General features: G+C 54.7%; 18 protein-coding genes. 13 read left to right on the top strand and 5 right to left on the bottom strand.

Annotated features, from left to right (window positions below; genetic code table 11):
- Window positions 1-22: 22 nt before the first annotated feature.
- Both SIB88_RS06275 and SIB88_RS06280 read right to left on the bottom strand, forming a co-directional pair.
- The gene (locus SIB88_RS06275) at window positions 23-910 is read right to left on the bottom strand and encodes a carbon-nitrogen hydrolase family protein (RefSeq protein WP_082817846.1); all 888 of its coding nucleotides are present in this window, start codon (window positions 908-910) and stop codon (window positions 23-25) included.
- A 229-nt stretch (window positions 911-1,139) separates the two neighbouring features.
- Window positions 1,140-1,970, bottom strand: coding sequence for an amidohydrolase family protein (locus SIB88_RS06280; RefSeq protein WP_412557644.1), 831 nt, complete (start codon window positions 1,968-1,970; stop codon window positions 1,140-1,142).
- A gap of 236 nt (window positions 1,971-2,206) precedes the next feature.
- Here SIB88_RS06280 and SIB88_RS06285 point away from each other — a divergent pair, with 236 nt between their 5' ends.
- From SIB88_RS06285 to SIB88_RS06340, 12 genes are all read left to right on the top strand, one after another.
- On the top strand, window positions 2,207-3,532 hold the full coding sequence (locus SIB88_RS06285; protein WP_068519438.1) for an ABC transporter substrate-binding protein: 1,326 nt from the start codon (window positions 2,207-2,209) through the stop codon (window positions 3,530-3,532).
- A 107-nt stretch (window positions 3,533-3,639) separates the two neighbouring features.
- Complete coding sequence (locus SIB88_RS06290; protein WP_068519439.1) at window positions 3,640-4,536, top strand: carbohydrate ABC transporter permease; 897 nt, start codon at window positions 3,640-3,642, stop codon at window positions 4,534-4,536.
- A 3-nt stretch (window positions 4,537-4,539) separates the two neighbouring features.
- Window positions 4,540-5,406, top strand: a complete 867-nt coding sequence (locus tag SIB88_RS06295; protein ID WP_412557645.1) for a carbohydrate ABC transporter permease — start codon at window positions 4,540-4,542, stop codon at window positions 5,404-5,406.
- 4 nt (window positions 5,407-5,410) lie between these two features.
- A complete protein-coding gene (locus SIB88_RS06300; protein ID WP_228196325.1) occupies window positions 5,411-6,496 on the top strand; it encodes an ABC transporter ATP-binding protein in 1,086 nt (361 codons plus the stop codon).
- A gap of 9 nt (window positions 6,497-6,505) precedes the next feature.
- Window positions 6,506-7,624, top strand: a complete 1,119-nt coding sequence (locus SIB88_RS06305) for a mandelate racemase/muconate lactonizing enzyme family protein (protein ID WP_412557646.1) — start codon at window positions 6,506-6,508, stop codon at window positions 7,622-7,624.
- On the top strand, window positions 7,621-7,950 hold the full coding sequence (locus SIB88_RS06310; protein WP_412557647.1) for an L-rhamnose mutarotase: 330 nt from the start codon (window positions 7,621-7,623) through the stop codon (window positions 7,948-7,950). The genes SIB88_RS06305 and SIB88_RS06310 overlap by 4 nt, the downstream gene beginning before the upstream one ends.
- On the top strand, window positions 7,943-8,998 hold the full coding sequence (locus tag SIB88_RS06315) for a Gfo/Idh/MocA family protein (protein ID WP_412557648.1): 1,056 nt from the start codon (window positions 7,943-7,945) through the stop codon (window positions 8,996-8,998). The genes SIB88_RS06310 and SIB88_RS06315 overlap by 8 nt, the downstream gene beginning before the upstream one ends.
- Window positions 8,991-9,437 (top strand): MaoC family dehydratase, encoded by a 447-nt coding sequence (locus SIB88_RS06320; protein WP_068519445.1) that lies wholly within the window; start codon window positions 8,991-8,993, stop codon window positions 9,435-9,437. Before SIB88_RS06315 ends, SIB88_RS06320 begins: the two co-directional genes overlap by 8 nt.
- Complete coding sequence (locus SIB88_RS06325) at window positions 9,434-9,748, top strand: UxaA family hydrolase (protein WP_101245658.1); 315 nt, start codon at window positions 9,434-9,436, stop codon at window positions 9,746-9,748. Before SIB88_RS06320 ends, SIB88_RS06325 begins: the two co-directional genes overlap by 4 nt.
- Window positions 9,745-10,947 carry a UxaA family hydrolase gene (locus tag SIB88_RS06330; RefSeq protein ID WP_412557649.1) on the top strand — a complete coding sequence of 401 codons (1,203 nt, stop codon included), beginning with the start codon at window positions 9,745-9,747 and terminating at the stop codon, window positions 10,945-10,947. Before SIB88_RS06325 ends, SIB88_RS06330 begins: the two co-directional genes overlap by 4 nt.
- A gap of 9 nt (window positions 10,948-10,956) precedes the next feature.
- Entirely contained in the window at window positions 10,957-11,694 is a 738-nt protein-coding gene (locus SIB88_RS06335) for an SDR family oxidoreductase (RefSeq protein ID WP_220153964.1), read from the top strand.
- 30 nt (window positions 11,695-11,724) lie between these two features.
- Window positions 11,725-12,564: a fumarylacetoacetate hydrolase family protein gene (locus SIB88_RS06340; RefSeq protein WP_412557650.1), complete on the top strand. Its 840-nt coding sequence runs from the start codon at window positions 11,725-11,727 to the stop codon at window positions 12,562-12,564.
- Window positions 12,565-12,636: 72 nt separating this feature from the next.
- Here SIB88_RS06340 and SIB88_RS06345 read toward each other — a convergent pair whose 3' ends face one another.
- Both SIB88_RS06345 and SIB88_RS06350 read right to left on the bottom strand, forming a co-directional pair.
- Window positions 12,637-13,770 carry a CaiB/BaiF CoA transferase family protein gene (locus SIB88_RS06345; protein ID WP_068519450.1) on the bottom strand — a complete coding sequence of 378 codons (1,134 nt, stop codon included), beginning with the start codon at window positions 13,768-13,770 and terminating at the stop codon, window positions 12,637-12,639.
- On the bottom strand, window positions 13,763-14,905 hold the full coding sequence (locus tag SIB88_RS06350) for an ABC transporter substrate-binding protein (RefSeq protein WP_412557651.1): 1,143 nt from the start codon (window positions 14,903-14,905) through the stop codon (window positions 13,763-13,765). The genes SIB88_RS06345 and SIB88_RS06350 overlap by 8 nt, the downstream gene beginning before the upstream one ends.
- 170 nt (window positions 14,906-15,075) lie before the next feature.
- On the opposite strand from SIB88_RS06350, the gene SIB88_RS06355 reads away from it, so the two are divergent.
- Window positions 15,076-15,867, top strand: coding sequence for an IclR family transcriptional regulator (locus SIB88_RS06355; protein ID WP_068519451.1), 792 nt, complete (start codon window positions 15,076-15,078; stop codon window positions 15,865-15,867).
- Window positions 15,868-15,929: 62 nt separating this feature from the next.
- Here the strand turns inward: SIB88_RS06355 and SIB88_RS06360 are convergent, their stop codons facing one another.
- Window positions 15,930-16,835 carry a LysR family transcriptional regulator gene (locus SIB88_RS06360; RefSeq protein ID WP_101245664.1) on the bottom strand — a complete coding sequence of 302 codons (906 nt, stop codon included), beginning with the start codon at window positions 16,833-16,835 and terminating at the stop codon, window positions 15,930-15,932.
- Between the last annotated feature and the right edge of the window lie 167 nt (window positions 16,836-17,002).

Consider the following 17,002-nt stretch of genomic DNA (forward strand, 5'->3'; position numbering starts at 1 on the left):
GATGCCTCCGTACTGATAGTAATTATCTGATTGTTGCTGGTTGTTCGACCAGTTTTCGACCCCGAAGACGATCTGCCATCAGGGGGTAGTTGGTGCGGGCTTCGATGAGATCATCGACATTCAGTTCGGCCCGAATGGTTTCAGCTGCGAACTGTCCGGCTTGGGCAAGAATGCCGCTGTTTGGGGAAACAATCTGGCTCAGGCCAAGGCGTTCCCAGGTCCCGACTTTTTTGCCAAGGTCAAGGAAGCCGCAAGCGTTGCATGACACGACAAACGCCTGGTTTTGAATTGCGGTAACGGTCGGGACAGTTTCCCAGAATTTCTTTTTGGTTACCGGGTCACCTGCGCCGCCTTTGATGCCGCCAGACCAGAATGAAGAGGTGACTGCAAGAATTTCTACACCCTGTCTGAAATGCTCAAGTGCAATTTCAGGGAACAGGGTCTCATAGCAGATCACAATGCCGATTTTGCCCAGTGCGCAGTCAAAGGTCGTGCGATTGTAGTCCGGCGTGTAATACAGCTTTTCAATGCCCGGGAAGAAGCATTTGCGGGTGACACCAACGATGCCTTCCGGACCGATCAGGGCCGCGCTGTTATAGATGGTGCCAACCATCGACGAACGTTCGTTGAAACCGACGACGGTATAGATGCCAAGGGTTTTTGCCGCTTCGACAATCGCGTTGAGTTCCGGGCCGTCAACATCAACCGATCCCTCATTCCAAAGCCGTTTCAAGCCGCCTTCTTCATGTTTGAAAAAGCTGGTCAGATTGGCTTCTGGAAAGACGACAAGATCGCTACCGTTTGATGCTTCGAGCTGCATCTGATTAAGGATGAAAGCAAGATTTTCATCAATACCACCCAACTCTACGGGTTGGTGTTGGACCGCACTTGCTACGACCTTGCTTTGCATGGAGTTACTACCCTTCGCCTGTCAAATTGTTATCCAAAGAGCTTGGTGCCCTTGTTTGTTGGATAAACATTATCGAGGCCCGATCCGGGCGAACAGGTAGTCACTGCTTGCGCTATGTGTAAGAAAACTTACACCACGCGTGTTTATGGTAATTGTTTCAGTGGATTATTTGATGTGCGGCCTTAGCATCGCATCGCTCGCGGGTCGCACATCACGGCATCTTATCGGTTCAGATCGACCAGATGCGTTGGGCGTTGCGGTGGGTCAGGGATGCGTGTTCGGTTTCTGAGGCACCGGCGATCAGGGCCTGCGTTACCGCCATCCATTGGTCCAGTGATGAGTTCAGGGTGCAAACCGGGCTGTCTGATCCCCACACCACGCGATCCCAGCCAAAGCATTCAATGATATGTTCGACATAGGGACGCAGCGTTTCGAGTGTCCAGTCGGGTTTGGCATAGGCCGTGATGCCGGAAATCTTTGCATTCACATGCGGGCGTTTTGCAAGTGCTGAAATGGATTGTGCCCAATCGGCAAAGCCATCCCCGGCAATATCGGGAACACCACAATGATCAAGAACAAACACCGTATCAGGGCAGGCATCGACAAGATCGCGGGCCAAAGGCAACTGACGTTGCAGAACACATATATCAAAAGGAAGCCCCTTTTTGCCGATCCGTCGGACATTCTCGCGGAACAGGGATCCTTGTGACAGGTCGTCGGGCACGACATGCAGCACCCGGCGAATGCCCTTGACGATATCAAGATCAAGCGTATCGAGGAATGCTTCACAATCCCCGGATTCCGGTCGTGCGGATGAAATTGCGCCGCGCATGAGGCTGCCGGGCTGTGCCATTAATTCCCCGACAAAGGTGTTTTCGGCGGAGATATCGGTTGGCGCGCAATCGACTTCCATGTGCAAAACGCCCTTGATCCCGATCCGGCGTGCAGTGGTTTCATAATCCTGAAACGTCCAGTCACGATCCAAAGCAGCGACATCCTTAAGCCAGGGATAGGTGATCCGGTCGCGTGCAACGAGGTGAAGATGCGTGTCGATGAACATGGCGTTTCCTCTTTGGTTCGGCGTTTCCCGGTTGTCACGCAACAGGTGGTGCTACCTTGCGTCCCGGCGATCTTATGTTTTTTCAGCTGTAAGGTGATTTCTTGTGGAGTTCAACTTGACTCACCGATCAAGTCAAGTTTAAATATAAAAGATGCTTCCGAATATGAAAGTCACAGCAAGAATGACCTCGGAAGTGATAGTCGGTCGGGAAAGACCGTTCCTTCAGGGAGGATAGAATGAAAACGTTATTGAGCGGTGCGTCCCGTGCCGTGCTTGCGACTGCATCTTTGACGGCAGCAATTTCTGCATTCGGCACCGCGCAGGCGGGTGAATTTGACGGTGTAACCATCGAGGCAAAGCTTATCGGTGGTCAGCAATATGAAGCGCTTTATGCCCGCATTCCCGAATGGGAAGCCGCCACTGGTGCCAAGGTAAATATCATCTCGAAAAAGAACCATTTCGAGCTGGACAAGGAATTCAAATCCGACATCGCAGCCGGAACCACCGACTGGTGCGTCGGATCGAACCATTCGTCTTTCGCATCCCAGTACCCGACCCTTTATACCGACCTGACCGGTCTGGTGGACAAGGGTGTGGTGGCCGAGTTCGTGCAGGCCAATATCAAGGCCGCGACCTTTGACGGCAAACTTGTGATGTTGCCGCGTGCACAGTTCGATGTGTCGGCACTTTATTATCAAAAAGACCTGTATGACGATGCCGAAAAGGCCAAGGCATTCGAAGCCAAGTTCGGCTATCCGCTTGCCGTGCCGGAAACCTGGGAACAGGTAAAGGATCAGGCGACCTTCTTTGCCGATCCGCCGAACTTCTATGGCACCCAGTATGCGGGCAAGGATGAGGCAATTGTCGGTCGTTACTATGAAATGGTCGTTGCCGAAGGCGGCAAACTGTTTAATGACGATTTCTCGCCGGCTTTTGATTCCGAAGAAGGCAAGCGCGCCCTTCAGTGGTTTGTCGATCTTTATAATGCCAAAGCCGTTCCGGCCGGCACGACCAACTATCTCTGGGATGACCTGGGCAACGGCTTTGCGTCGGGCACCATTGCGCTGAACCTGGATTGGCCGGGCTGGGCCGGTTTCTTTAATGATCCGTCATCTTCGAAAGTGGCTGGCAATGTCGGTGTCGCACCGGCCCCCAAAGGGTCGGCAGGTGTGCGTACCGGTTGGTCGGGCTTCCACGGTTTTTCCGTGACCGAAGATTGCGCGAACAAGGAAGCCGCGGCGTCGCTGGTCGAATTCCTGACCAACGAAGACAGCCAGAAACTTGAAAGTGCGGCCGGACCGCTTCCGACCCGCACCGCAGTTTGGGATTACATTTCCGAACAGGCCAAAGACGATCCGTATCGTCGTGAAGTGCTGGCGGCATTCAAGGAAACTGCGGCAACTGCATTTGCCGTCCCGCCGACCCCGCTTTGGATCGAGGCAACCAACCTGATCTATCCTGAACTTCAGGCCGCCATTCTTGGTGATAAGTCGGTTGATGATGCGCTTGCGGATGCGTCCGAAGCCGTTGACGATCTGATGCAGGAAGAAGGCGTCTACTAAGCCAGACTTGTGGCGGCGCAATTCGCAATTTCGGGTGTTGCGCCGCCTGACCATCCTCTGACCCAAATGCGCGGGCACAGGTCCGTGCCGATCAATGGGACATCCCGATGAATCGCTTGAAGCTTCCACCGTGGTTGGTTCTTTTGTTGCCAGCCATCATTATTCTATCGGCCGTCGTGCTGATTCCGCTCGTCCTGTCATTATATTCGAGTTTCACCTCGTATCGGCTGACCCGGCCTGACAGCATTTTCAACTGGGTGGGCTTTTTCAACTATGAAAAGGCCCTGACGGATGTGAAGTTCTGGGCGGCTTTCGGGCGAACAGTTCTGTTGCTGACCGTGGCACTCAATCTTGAGATGCTGTTTGGTCTGGGGCTGGCTTTGATGGTGTCCAAGGTGACGCAGGGACAACGTCTTTTGCGCACCATGATGATGTTCCCGATGATGTTTTCGCCGATCCTGGTCGGCTTTCAGTTCAAATTCATCTTCAATGACAATGTCGGTCTGGTGAATAACGCGCTTCAGTCGCTTGGCATCACCGATCAGGCGATCCCGTGGCTGGTTGACGGGCAATTGGCGATGTTTTCAATCATCTTTGCCGAGATCTGGACTGCAACCTCGGTCTTTGGAATTCTTATTCTTGCCGGTCTGTATGCGATCCCGCGTGATCCGCTGGAAGCCGCAAAGGTCGATGGATGCACCGCATGGCAGTCGTTCCGTTATGTGACCCTGCCGTTCCTGATGCCCTTTATCTATATCGCGATGGCGATCCGGTCCCTTGATGTCGCACGTGCCTATGACATCGTGCAGATCATGACCAATGGTGGCCCGGCACGTCGTACCGAACTGCTTTGGACCCTGATCGGGCGGACCGGCTATGTCGATGCCCGCATGGGGTATGCCAATGCCATGGGCTATATTTCGATCTTTCTGGCGATTTTCTTCACCATCTATTTCTTCAAGAAACTGACGCAGTCGCGCAAAGAACTCGGGATGGGGGCGTAAATCATGCCAAGTAACCTTAATCATCGCATGCGTCGCTATACCCTTAAGGGCCTGCATTTCTTTGGTCTTTTCAGTGCCATGATGGTGCTGTGCGTGCCGGGCCTGTGGATTGTTCTGAATTCTTTCCGCCCGACGGTCGAAATCATGGCCAAACCACCGGTCTGGATCCCCAACGAGCTTAACCTTGATCATTACCGCGCCATGTTCAGTGGTATCGGCGAGGGCGGGGTGCCGGTTCTGACCTATTTTGCCAACTCGCTGGTTATTTCGGTTACCTCAACCGTGATTGCCATTCTGATCGGGATGGCAGGCGGCTATGCCTTTGCGCGCTACAAGTTCAATTTCAAGGGCGGCATGTTTGTCGGTCTGATGGTAACGCGGGCTGTTCCCGGTGTGGCGCTTTCGCTGCCGTTATTCATCCTGTTTGCGCGGATCGGGATCATCGATACCCATTTTGGTCTGATCCTGGCCTATGTCGCATTGAACATTCCGTTCACGATCTGGCTGATTGACGGGTTCTTCCGTCAGGTGCCGCCGGAACTTGCCGAGGCCGCCGAGATCGATGGCTGCACCCGTTGGCAGGCATTCTGGCGTGTCGAATTCCCGGTCGCACGTGCCGGTATTGCGTCGGCGGGTATCTTTGCCTTCCTGACATCGTGGAACGAATATGCGCTGGCATCCCAGCTGACCCGTTCGACCACGTCAAAGACCATGCCAGTCGGGCTTCTCGATTTTACGTCTGAATTTACCCTGAATTGGGGCGGGATGTGTGCGCTTGCGGTGTTGATGATTATCCCCGCGCTGATCCTGACATTCCTCGTGCAGAAACATCTCATTGCCGGCCTTACTTTTGGCGGTGTGAAAGGATAATAAAATGGCTCAGGTCCACCTTCGCGATGTCGTCAAAAAATACGGCCCGCTTGAAGTTGTTCATTCCATCAATCTTGATATCGCGGATGGCGAATTTGTCGTGCTGGTCGGTCCGTCGGGCTGTGGCAAATCGACGACACTGCGCATGGTTGCCGGTCTTGAAGGCATTTCCGGCGGTGAAGTGCAAATTGGCGGACGTGTTGTAAACGATCTGCCACCACGTGAACGCAACATCTCGATGGTGTTTCAGAACTACGCGCTTTATCCGCATATGACGGTGCGTGAAAATCTTGGTTTCTCGCTCAAGATTGCCAAACAGTCACAGGCCGAAATCGACAAGGCCGTTGACGAAGCCGCCGAAATCCTGTCCCTGACGCCGTTGCTTGATCGCAAACCGGGCGCCTTGTCCGGTGGTCAGCGCCAGCGTGTGGCGATGGGGCGTGCAATTGTCCGTCACCCGGAAGTCTTCCTGTTTGATGAACCGCTTTCAAACCTTGATGCCAAGCTGCGTACCCAGATGCGGGTCGAGATCAAAAAGCTTCATCAGAAACTGAAATCCACCATCATCTATGTCACCCACGATCAGGTCGAAGCCATGACGCTGGCCGACCGGATTGTGATCATGCGCGATGGCCATATCGAACAGGTCGGGACCCCACTGGATGTGTTTGAAAACCCGGTAAACACCTTTGTCGGGACTTTTATTGGTTCCCCGCCGATGAACCTTCTCGATGGTGTGGTGAAAGGCAATGAGCTTGAATTTGCCGACGGCACCCGCCTGCCGGTTCCACCCGGCTATGCAATACAGGACGGTCAGGCTGTGACCTTTGGCGTGCGGGCCGACAATATCATGCCGGTTGGTCATGCCCTGCCACGTGGTGAACATATGGCCGAGGTCGAAATGGCAGTTGATCTGACAGAGCCGCTTGGTACCGAGACCCTTCTGTTTGCGACGCTTGCCGGAACCGAAGTCCAGGCCAAGATGCTAAATCCCCGTCCGGTCCAAAGTGGCGAGCGCATGACTTTCCAGATCATGCTCGACAAATGTCATCTGTTTGATGCCGAAACCGGCGCAACCCTTCGCAAGTGAGGTTGATCAATGGCGCGCATTACATCTGCAAATGCCTTTATGGTCGATCTTGAACCCAAGGTCGTGCGCACGGATGCGATTCAGTCATTCAATTCACAGGAAACGATCTTTGTTGTTTTGCGTGATGCGGATGGTGTCAAGGGCATGGGATACAGCTACACCATCGGTGATGGCGGACCCGCGATCCTGTCGCTGTTGAAAGAAACGCTGTTGCCGCGCCTGATGGGGCAGGATGCTGACCGGATCGAAGCCATCTGGCGGGATCTGTTATTCTGTTCGCATGCCACGGCGGTCGGACCGATCATGTCGCTTGCCCTTGCGGCAATTGACACGGCCCTTTGGGACATGCGCGGGGTTAAAACCGGCTTGCCGCTTCATATTCTGGCGGGCGGGGCGAAATCGTCGGTGCCGATGTACACGACCGAAGGCGGGTGGCTTCATCTGTCACCCGATGCACTTGTCGAAGATGCCATTGCCTCAGAAGAAGCCGGTTTTCTTGGCTCCAAGGTAAAGATCGGCAAACCGACTGTGGCACAGGATTGCGAACGTCTGGAAGCGGTCCGCAATGCACTTGGTGATGATTATGAAATCATGACCGATGCCAATCAGTCGATGACATCGGGGGAGGCCAAGCGTCGCTTGCCGATGCTTGAGCGCCTGAATATCGCATGGTTTGAAGAACCGCTTCCGGCTGATGATATTGCGGGCCATGCCCGGTTGCAGTCCCAGTCACGCGTGCCGATTGCTGTGGGTGAAAGCATGTATAGCCCCGGTCAGTTTGCCGATTATATCGCACAGGCTGCCTGTGAGATTGTGCAGGCCGATGTGGCCCGGATTGGCGGGATTACGCCATGGCTCAAGGTCGCGCATCTGGCCGAAGCCCATAACATCGCGATCTGCCCGCATTTCCTTATGGAACTGCATGTAAGCCTTGTTTGCGCGGTGCCCAATGCGCCCTGGCTTGAATACATCCCCCAGCTTGAAGACATCGCAGCCCCGATGGCACGCGAAGGCGGTAATGCGCTTGCGCCGATGACGCCGGGCCTCGGGATCGAATGGGATCACGACAAACTTGCCGTATTAACGGTCGCAGGAAGCGCATTCGAAATTACGGAGGCACATCAATGACCCGTCATGGACAATTGATCGGGATCGGCGCGGACGCCATTGCCGAATATAAAAGGCTGCATGCCGATGTATGGCCCGGCGTGCTTGCCAAGATAACTGATTGCAATATCCGCAATTATTCGATTTTCCTCAAAGAACCGGAAAACCTGCTGTTTGCCTATTTCGAATATGTAGGCACCGATTTCGAAGCTGACATGGCAAAAATGGCCGCCGACCCGGAAACCCAGCGGTGGTGGTCTCATTGCATGCCGCTTCAGCGTCCGCTGGACAGTCGGGCCGATGGCGAATGGTGGGCCGAAATGCCGGAGGTCTTCCACCATGACTGATCTGCGCCAAACCGTCGAAATGCCTGAAAAAGTCACACCGGTTGTGATTTTTGGATCGGGGTCCATCGTGACCGATGCCCATCTTCCGGCCTATCGCGATCTGAAGGTGCCGGTGGCCGGGATTTATGATCCCGATCTGGCCAAGGCACAGAAAGTTGCAGGTGCGTGGGGCACAATTGCCTTTGAAACGCTTGAACAGGCCGCAAGTCAGGCTGGTGTTGTCTTTGATCTTGCCGTGCCGCCCGCAGCCATTCCGGAATTGCTCGAAGCATTGCCCGATGGTGCGATTGCCGTAATCCAGAAGCCGCTTGGTTCCGATCTGGGGGAAGCGGATCGGATCATCTCGGTCCTGCGTCGCAAAAACATCAAGGCCGCGGTCAATTTCCAGCTTCGTTTTGCGCCGAATTCACTGGCGATCAAGGATGCCATCGCCAAGGGGCTGCTTGGCGATATCGTTGATTTCGACGCCTGGCTGGCGCTTGATACGCCGTGGCATCTTTGGGCGTTTCTTGCCGATTTGCCACGGGTCGAGATCCTGTTGCATTCGATCCATTATCTGGATTTCGTCCGCGACTTGCTGGGCAATCCTGCGGGCGTTCATGCGCGCACAATTGGCCATCCGTCATCAACGGTTTCCAATACCCGAAGCGCGATCATGCTTGATTACGGTCATGACGTTCGCTGCAACCTGTCGATCAATCACAATCATGCCTTTGGGCGCAAATTCCAGGCCTGCGAATTCCGGATCTGCGGCACCAAGGGGGCGGCCTATATGAAAATGGGCGTCAACCTTGATTACCCGAAAGGCGAGCCCGACGAGCTGTGGCTGAACACCGATGGTGAATGGCGCCAGATTGATCTGGTCGGCAACTGGTTCATCGAAGCCTTCCACGGGCGCTTTGCCCAGGTACAGCGTTTTGCGGCCGGGATGGATGATGCGCTTGAAGGTTCGGCCGAGGACGCATGGCATACCATGGCACTGGTCGAGGCCGCTTATGAAAGTTCGGCCCTTCCGATGCATCCGATCAAGGAGGCACCCGATGCTTGAGCAAACCAAATATTACGAAGATTACGAAATCGGCGAAGGGCGCGACACGGTTGGCCGTACGATCACGGAAACGGACTTTGTGGTTCATGCCGGTCATTCCGGGGATTTTTTTCCGCATCATCTTGATGAGGAATTCTGCAAAACCTTGCCGTTCGGACAACGGATCGCCCATGGCACGATGGTCTTTACCATCGGGGTCGGTTTGACCGCGACGATTATCAATCCTGTGGCATTTTCATATGGTTATGATCGTATGCGGTTCGTCAAACCGGTCTTTATCGGTGATACGATCAAATCGCGGGTCGAAATCATCGCCAAGGAAGTGATGGAAAAACGCCCGGGTTACGGACGGGTGACCGAACGTTTGACCGTCACCAAGCAGAATGGCGAAACAGCCCTTGTGGCCGATCACATCTATATGGTGGAGATGAAGCCATGACCGCACCGTTCCTGCATCTTCATCCCGATGACAATGTGCTGGTGGCCCGGGCATCTGCCCCGGCCGGGACGGAAGTCAAGCTGGCTGACAGCACGGTTACGCTTGCCCATGCCATCCCGCTTGCCCACAAGATTGCCTTTCGCGATATCGCGGCGGGTGAACGCATCCTGAAATACGGGATGCCGATCGGTATTGCGACGGCTGATATCGCCGCAGGCACACATGTTCACATCCACAATATCCGTTCTGCCTATACCCCGACCCATGCGCTTCAGGATGCGGATGGGCAGAGCCCGGAGACGCCCAAATGACAGAAAAATTCCAAGGCTATTTGCGTTCTGACGGGCGCAAAGGGATCCGCAATACAGTCGTTGTTGCCTATCTGGTTGAATGTGCGCATTTCGTCGCATCGAAAATCGTTGCCGGTTTTGATGATGAAGACGTGCAATTGATCGGGTTTCCGGGATGTTTCCCCAATGAATATGCTGCCCGTGTGATGGGGCAGCTTTGCACCCATCCCAATGTCGGTGCGGTTCTGTTCGTGTCGCTTGGCTGCGAAAGCTTTGACAAGGTGCGCGCAAAGGGAACCGTTGCAAGCACCGGGCGCCCGGTTGAAACCCTTGTCATCCAGCGATCCGGCGGTACGGCAAAAACGGTTGAAACCGGGCGCGCTTGGGTGCGTGCCGCACTTGATGAAGTCGCCACGGTCGAACGTGCCCCGATGGGGGTCAATGAATTGATCATTGGCACGATTTGCGGCGGGTCTGACGGGACGTCTGGCATTTCCGGCAACCCGGCGGCGGGGAAGGCATTTGACCTTCTGATCGCCGAGGGGGCTGCTTGTATCTTTGAAGAAACCGGCGAACTGATCAGTTGCGAAGACATCATGGCCGAACGTGCCAAAACCCCGGAACTGGGCGAAGAACTTCGCGCGGCGGTGCAAAAGGCCGAACGGTATTACGCAACGCTTGGCTATGGCTCGTTCGCGGCCGGCAATGCCGCAGGCGGTCTTTCCACGATCGAGGAAAAAAGTCTGGGTGCCTATGTCAAATCCGGGGATAGCCAGATTTCCGGTCTGATCAAACCCGGTGACGTGCCGCCACGCGGCGGGCTTTATCTGATGGATGTGGTGCCCGATGGCGAAGTCCGGTTTGGCTTCCCCAATATTTCGGACAATGCCGAAATCGTCGAGATGATCGCAAGTGGCGCACATATGACCCTGTTTGTCACCGGGCGTGGATCGGTTGTCGGATCGGCCATATCCCCGGTCATCAAGATCTGTGCAAACCCCGATACCTATCGCGCCCTTGAAGGCGACATGGATGTCAATGCCGGTGACATCATCGAAGGCAAACGATCCATCGCCGAGGTCGGACAGGAAATCCGCAATCTGGTCGTCAATGTCGCCAAGGGTGCGCAAACCAAATCCGAGGCCCTTGGTCATCGGGAATTCATTCTGACTTACAAATCATTTGATCCGATCGGGCCGTCGTGCCTGCCAGCGGTCTGAGGAGGAATTATGAAAAGACTAGAAGGAAAACTGTGTTTGGTCACCGCTGCCGGTCAGGGCATTGGCCGGGCATCGGCCGAACGGCTTGCGGCCGAAGGCGGTCGTGTGATTGCAACAGACGTCAATGACGCTGCCCTTGCCGAACTTGGTGCCATTGACGGCATCGAGGCCCGCAAACTTGATGTCACCGACAAGGATGCGATCACGGCATTGATCAATGACATTGGTCCGGTTGATGTTCTGTTTAACTGTGCCGGGATCGTTCACAACGGCACCATTCTTGAAGCAACCGAAGAAGAATGGGACTTTGCGTTTGAATTGAATGTCAAATCCCAGTTCCGCATGATCCGTGCGGTCCTGCCCGGTATGCTTGAAAAAGGCAAAGGTTCGATTATCAATATGGCCTCGGTTGCGGGGCCGGTAACAGGGCCGGTCAACCGTCTGATCTATTCGGCGTCAAAGGCGGCAGTGGCCGGCATGACCAAGGCAATTGCCAATGATCACGTTACCCAGGGCATTCGGTGCAACGCGATTGCACCGGGAACCGTGGACAGCCCCAGTCTGCATGAACGTCTGCGGGCGACGGGGGATTACGAAGGCGCGCTTAAGGCATTTATCGCGCGCCAGCCGATGGGCCGTATCGGCAAGCCGGACGAAATTGCAGCACTGGTTGCGTATCTCGCATCAGATGAAAGCGGCTTTACCACCGGTGCTGTGCATGTTGTTGATGGTGGCTGGACCGCCTGATCGGAATTTGAACAAAGGATTGGACGTAATATGAAGTTCGCACGTTACGGAGAACGCGGTGCAGAAAAGCCCGCACTGGTCGATGCCAATGGCAATCTGCGCGACCTTTCGGCCCATGTTGATGATATCGCGGGTGACATTCTGACCCGCCTTGATTATCTGAAATCAATCGATCCGGAAAGCCTGCCGATTGTCGAAGGCAATCCGCGTCTTGGTGCCTGTGTCGGTCAGACCGGCAAATTCATCTGCATCGGTTTGAACTATGCCGATCACGCCGCAGAATCCGGTATGGAAGTCCCGCCGGAGCCGGTGATTTTTGCCAAATATACCTCGGCAATTTGCGGTCCGAATGATCCGATCATTATTCCGCGCGGCTCGGAAAAGACCGACTGGGAAGTCGAACTTGGCTTTGTCATTGGCAAGAAAGCCAAATACGTCTCCGAAGCCGATGCACTTGATCATGTTGCCGGTTTCTGTCTGATCAATGACGTTTCCGAACGTGCCTATCAGATCGAACGTGCCGGTCAGTGGTCCAAAGGCAAATCATCAGACAATTTCGGTCCGACCGGTCCGTGGCTTGTGACCCCTGACGAGGTGGGCGATTTTGACAATCTTGGCATGTGGCTTGATGTGAATGGCGAACGGGTTCAGGACGGATCGACCGCGACCATGGTTTATCGTGTGCCGCACCTGATTTCCTATTTGTCTCAGTTCTTTACCCTGCATCCGGGTGACATCATTTCGACGGGTACGCCCCCGGGTGTCGGTCTTGGTTTCAACCCGCCGCGTTACCTTAAGGCCGGTGATGTGGTCGAACTGGGCATTGATCGTCTGGGTACCCAGCGTCAGGTCTGCGTGAATGACGACTGATCCAATTGTATGACAAATAAAAAGCGCGGCATTGTGATGATGCCGCGCTTTTTTTGTTTCGTGGGTTTTGGCTTACCAGCCGGTTTCAAGCAACCCGTTCGCATCACCAAGTTCCGGTGCGGCACGGGAAGATGACGGGCGCACACCGTCAATGCGCAGCGGCAATTTGGTGGTTTTCATTGCAACATCACCGCGTTCGATATTCTGAACCATATCAAGTGTCTGCAAGACACCGCTTGCAACCACGCCGTCCCAATCCATCACCGGGGCCGCCCAGATATCATTGGCAACGAAGTCATCCATCCAGCTTGCGCTGGTTCTGGTTTTAAGCTGTGCGGCAAGACCGGCCTTGATTTCATCACGCTGTTTGAAGGCATCCAGTCCGGCGATTTCAGGTGCAAGGCCGGTGATCGTTGCCAGAAGGTCAAGCTTGCCCATCGCAATGGCGATATGCCCGTCAGCAGTTTCATAAACCCCGTACGGTGCTGCCAGATAGGCATGGGCCGGATTGTTTTTTGACCGTTCCGGGGTGCGGTTGCCGTCGTTAAACCAGGTGGTCAGCAATTCAAATTGCAGATCGGCCAGAACTTCGATCAGGGATGTCTCGACATAGCCGCCGATATTTTGCGTCGCCTTGCGATACAAAAGGGCCAGAATCCCGTGCGCCAGGGCCGATCCGGCCAGCACATCGGCAATCGGAAGGCCCATGGCAACCGGTCCATGGTCACGTCCACCGGACAACCACATGACCCCTGATCGTGCCTGTGCCAGCAAATCCTGCCCCGGAAGGTCCACCCACGGCCCATCCGATCCATAACCGGTTACGGTGCCATATACGACAGTGGGATTGATTTTTTTGACGGCTTCATAGCCAAAGCCAAGGCGTTCCATCACGCCGGGACGGAAGTTCTGCAAGATGACGTCGGCATCACGGACCAGTTGGGTCAGGCGGGCCTTGTCATCATCGGATTTAAGGTCCACCGCAACCGAACGTTTGTTGCGGTTGATCGCGTGAAAGATCGTGCTTTCACCGGCAATCCTGGTGTCGGTCAGATACAGATAACGTGACAGATCGCCAAGGCCGGATCGTTCGACCTTGACCACATCCGCGCCAAGGTCCGCCAGTTTCAGAGCGCAATAGGGGCCGGCAAGAAACTGCGAGAAATCAAGAACCTTAAGTCCCTTAAGCGGCAGCATGTCATTCATGGTCAAAGCTTTCGTCAAAACGTGTCTCAAGGGCCAAAAGGGCCGATTTAGGATCGGTTTTTCCGGTCAGCGCATCGAGAAGGATGTGCGATGCGTCTTCCTGAAACGCCATATAGCCGTCATGGCGCGGACGCAGCCACGCGGCTTCGTGGGTCATGCGGGTATTGCTGTAACAGGACCCGACCGGCGCATTGACCGTCGCATCCCCCCAGGCAACCGCATTGCCCGGTTGACCGTTATGGGTGGCATAAAGGCCGCGCTGGATATCGGCCGACGCAACCCAAAGGGCGAATTCAACGCAAAGATCGGGATGTTTGGTTTGTGATGACACCGCAATCCCGGTGCCACCAAGGGCGGAGCCAAGCGGGCCGGACGCGCCAAGCGACGGCATATTGTGGAAGGCAATGCGATTGGCCCGGTAATTGGCCCGCGCGTAGGGCGCGTACAAATAGACATACGGGCACAGGGCAAATGTATTGTCCTCACACAGGGCATCAAGTGCTGCAATCGGATCCATTGTCAGGCAGGAAGGATCGACAAGATCAGCAAGCGTTGCCATCGCCCCGATCACATCAAGGGCGGCGGTGTGATTGATTGCCGTGCCACGGGTAACCGGAAAAGGGGCGCCGGAATTTGCCAGCAAGCTGAAGAATGACATCAGAACATGGGGGGCCAGAAGCGGCCATACGACCCGGCCGTCTTTGGCCAGCGCAATCACATCGGAAAATGTTTTGACGGGCGCAGAAACAAGGTCCGGGCGGATGGCCTGCACCTGGCAGGCGGCATCAACCGGCAAGGCCCATTGATGACCGTCATAGGCATAGCTTTGATAGCTTTTGCCCACGGTTTCGGCAAACAGACGTTCAAGCGCAGTTTTTTCGGCAAACCTGTCGATCGGCAACAGGCAGTTTTTTTCAACAACAGCCCCGACATGGGGATGGTCGATGATGATCAGGTCATAGGTTTCTGCCAGTTCTTCGACCGGGGTGCTTTCAAACCCCTGAAGCGATCGTTTGTCCCAGACAATATCCGCATCGGGATGCCGGTCGCGGAATGTTTGGCTGGCCGCGACAAGCGGGTCATATCCCCGCGGATCAGACCAGGTCATGCCCCTGATTTTCTTGTGTTCAGTCATTCTTGCGTTTCCTCCTTGCCGCAGTTTAATGCTGAACATTTATAAATGAAAGAATGTTTTATATTTGATATTATGATTTGCGCATCACGGGGTCAGTTGCCACAATGAGGCTGGCCCGCATATACTCCGCCGACCGAAATCAACCGGTTTTTATCCGCCTGCGAGGACATATGAACGGCAAGACCGACGACCAGATTGATCAGGAAAAATACCGTGCCCCGGCATTGTCAAAGGGGCTCGATATCCTTGAACTGCTTGCCTCTGAAGTGGACGGATTGTCGCAAATCGCCATTGCCAAGCAGCTGAACCGCAACACATCGGAAATCTTCCGGATGCTGATGGTGTTGTGTCAGCGCGGCTATATCGAACAGCGCGAAGAAGACGACCGTTATCAACTGACGACCAAGATGTTTGAAGTTGCACACCGCCATCCGCCGATCCGTCGTCTGACTTCGATCGCGGGCGATGCGATGCAACGTCTTGCAAATGAAGTTAACCAGTCGATGCATCTGGCGATCATTCATTCGGGCAAGGTGCTTGTGATTGCGCAGGTCGATTGTCAGGACAACAACATCACCGCTGTTCGCCTGGGCGCGCAGATCAATATTTTTGACACGGCATCGGGTCGGGTGCTGGCGGCGTGGATGGATCAGGATGGGCTTGATAATCTGATGAAGGATGTCGGGACCGAACCGGCAGACAAGTATCAGGCATTTCTTGATGACCTGCCCAAGGTCAAGGAAGCGGGATATTGTGAATCACAGTCGCTGACCATTGCGGGGGTCTTGAACCTTTCGGCGCCGATCTTTGATTTTTCGGGCAAGGTCGTGGCGGCACTGACCGTACCGTTTATCCAGCGCCTGTCGGGAACGTCGGTGGCATCGGTCGAAGAATGCCGTGAACGTCTGATCGCAGTGACAAAGGATATTTCCCGCCGTCTTGGTGCCGGCGCACATAGCTGATTGCGGCAAACGTCAACAGGCACCCGAGAACATCGCTGTGGTGCCTGCTCCTATTCCTATTCCTAGGTGTTGTCGCTGGTGTGCTTGCGCAATTTGCGATGCAGGAAATCGATAAAAATGCGCACCTTGGCCGACAGGTTGTGACGTTCCGGATACACGGCATAAATATCGGCATCGACATGGGCATATTGCGGCAGCACGAGTTGCAGGCGGCCTGCCTTGACGTGGCGGGCAATATCCCATTCGGACCGCAACATGATGCCAAGCCCGTCCATCACCCAGCCCAGTGCAATTTCACCATCATTGCTGCTGAGTGTGCCATGCACCTTGACCGTTTCGGAATGCTGACCACGCTGTAATTTCCAGACATCATAAACATCATTGTCCTGACGCAGGATGATGCAATTGTGGTTGATCAGGTCCGAAAGACTGCGCGGCATGCCGTGCTTTTCGATATAGGACGGGGCCGCACATAAAAACCGCCTGTTGGCGAGCAGCTTGCGCGCAGTGATACGCGAATTGGGCAATCCCCCGAACCGGATGCCAAGATCAATGCCTTCTTCAACCATGTTCATCGGTGCATCGGTCAAAAGAAGCTGGACCTCGACCTCGGGATAAAGGTGGGAGAATTCTGAAATCACCGGGGCCACATATTCGCGCCCGAACCCGAAAGTTGCATTGATGCGCAAAAGCCCGCTCGGGGTTTCGCTGGCATGGGAAACCCGTTCTTCGAGTTCTTCGATTTCGCGCATGATCTGGATCGCGCTTTGGTAATAGGCCTCGCCCTCGCTGGTCATGCTGATCCGGCGGGTGGTCCGGTTCAATAAACGCACCCCAAGTCGATCTTCAAGTTTGGCCAGCCGTTTGCTGACCGCAGGCGGTGACAGGTTCAGCTCCTGGGCGGCTGCACTCAGGCTGCCCTTGCGGACGAGAAGAACGAAAAAGCCGAGATCACTGTCTGATGACATTCTTAACCTGTGCGACACAATGAAATGAATAATCAGAAATTATAATGAATAACTAAAAAATCTACACTGCAAGAGTCATTCGGGCAAATGATTCAAGCCAAATACGCGTGTCCTACTGCGCCACAAAAGCCCGCAATGACATCAGGGAAACAGCTGGTGACGGGGCC

This window comes from Thalassospira sp. MIT121401 (genome assembly GCF_047125595.1).
GTDB lineage: Bacteria > Pseudomonadota > Alphaproteobacteria > Rhodospirillales > Thalassospiraceae > Thalassospira > Thalassospira povalilytica.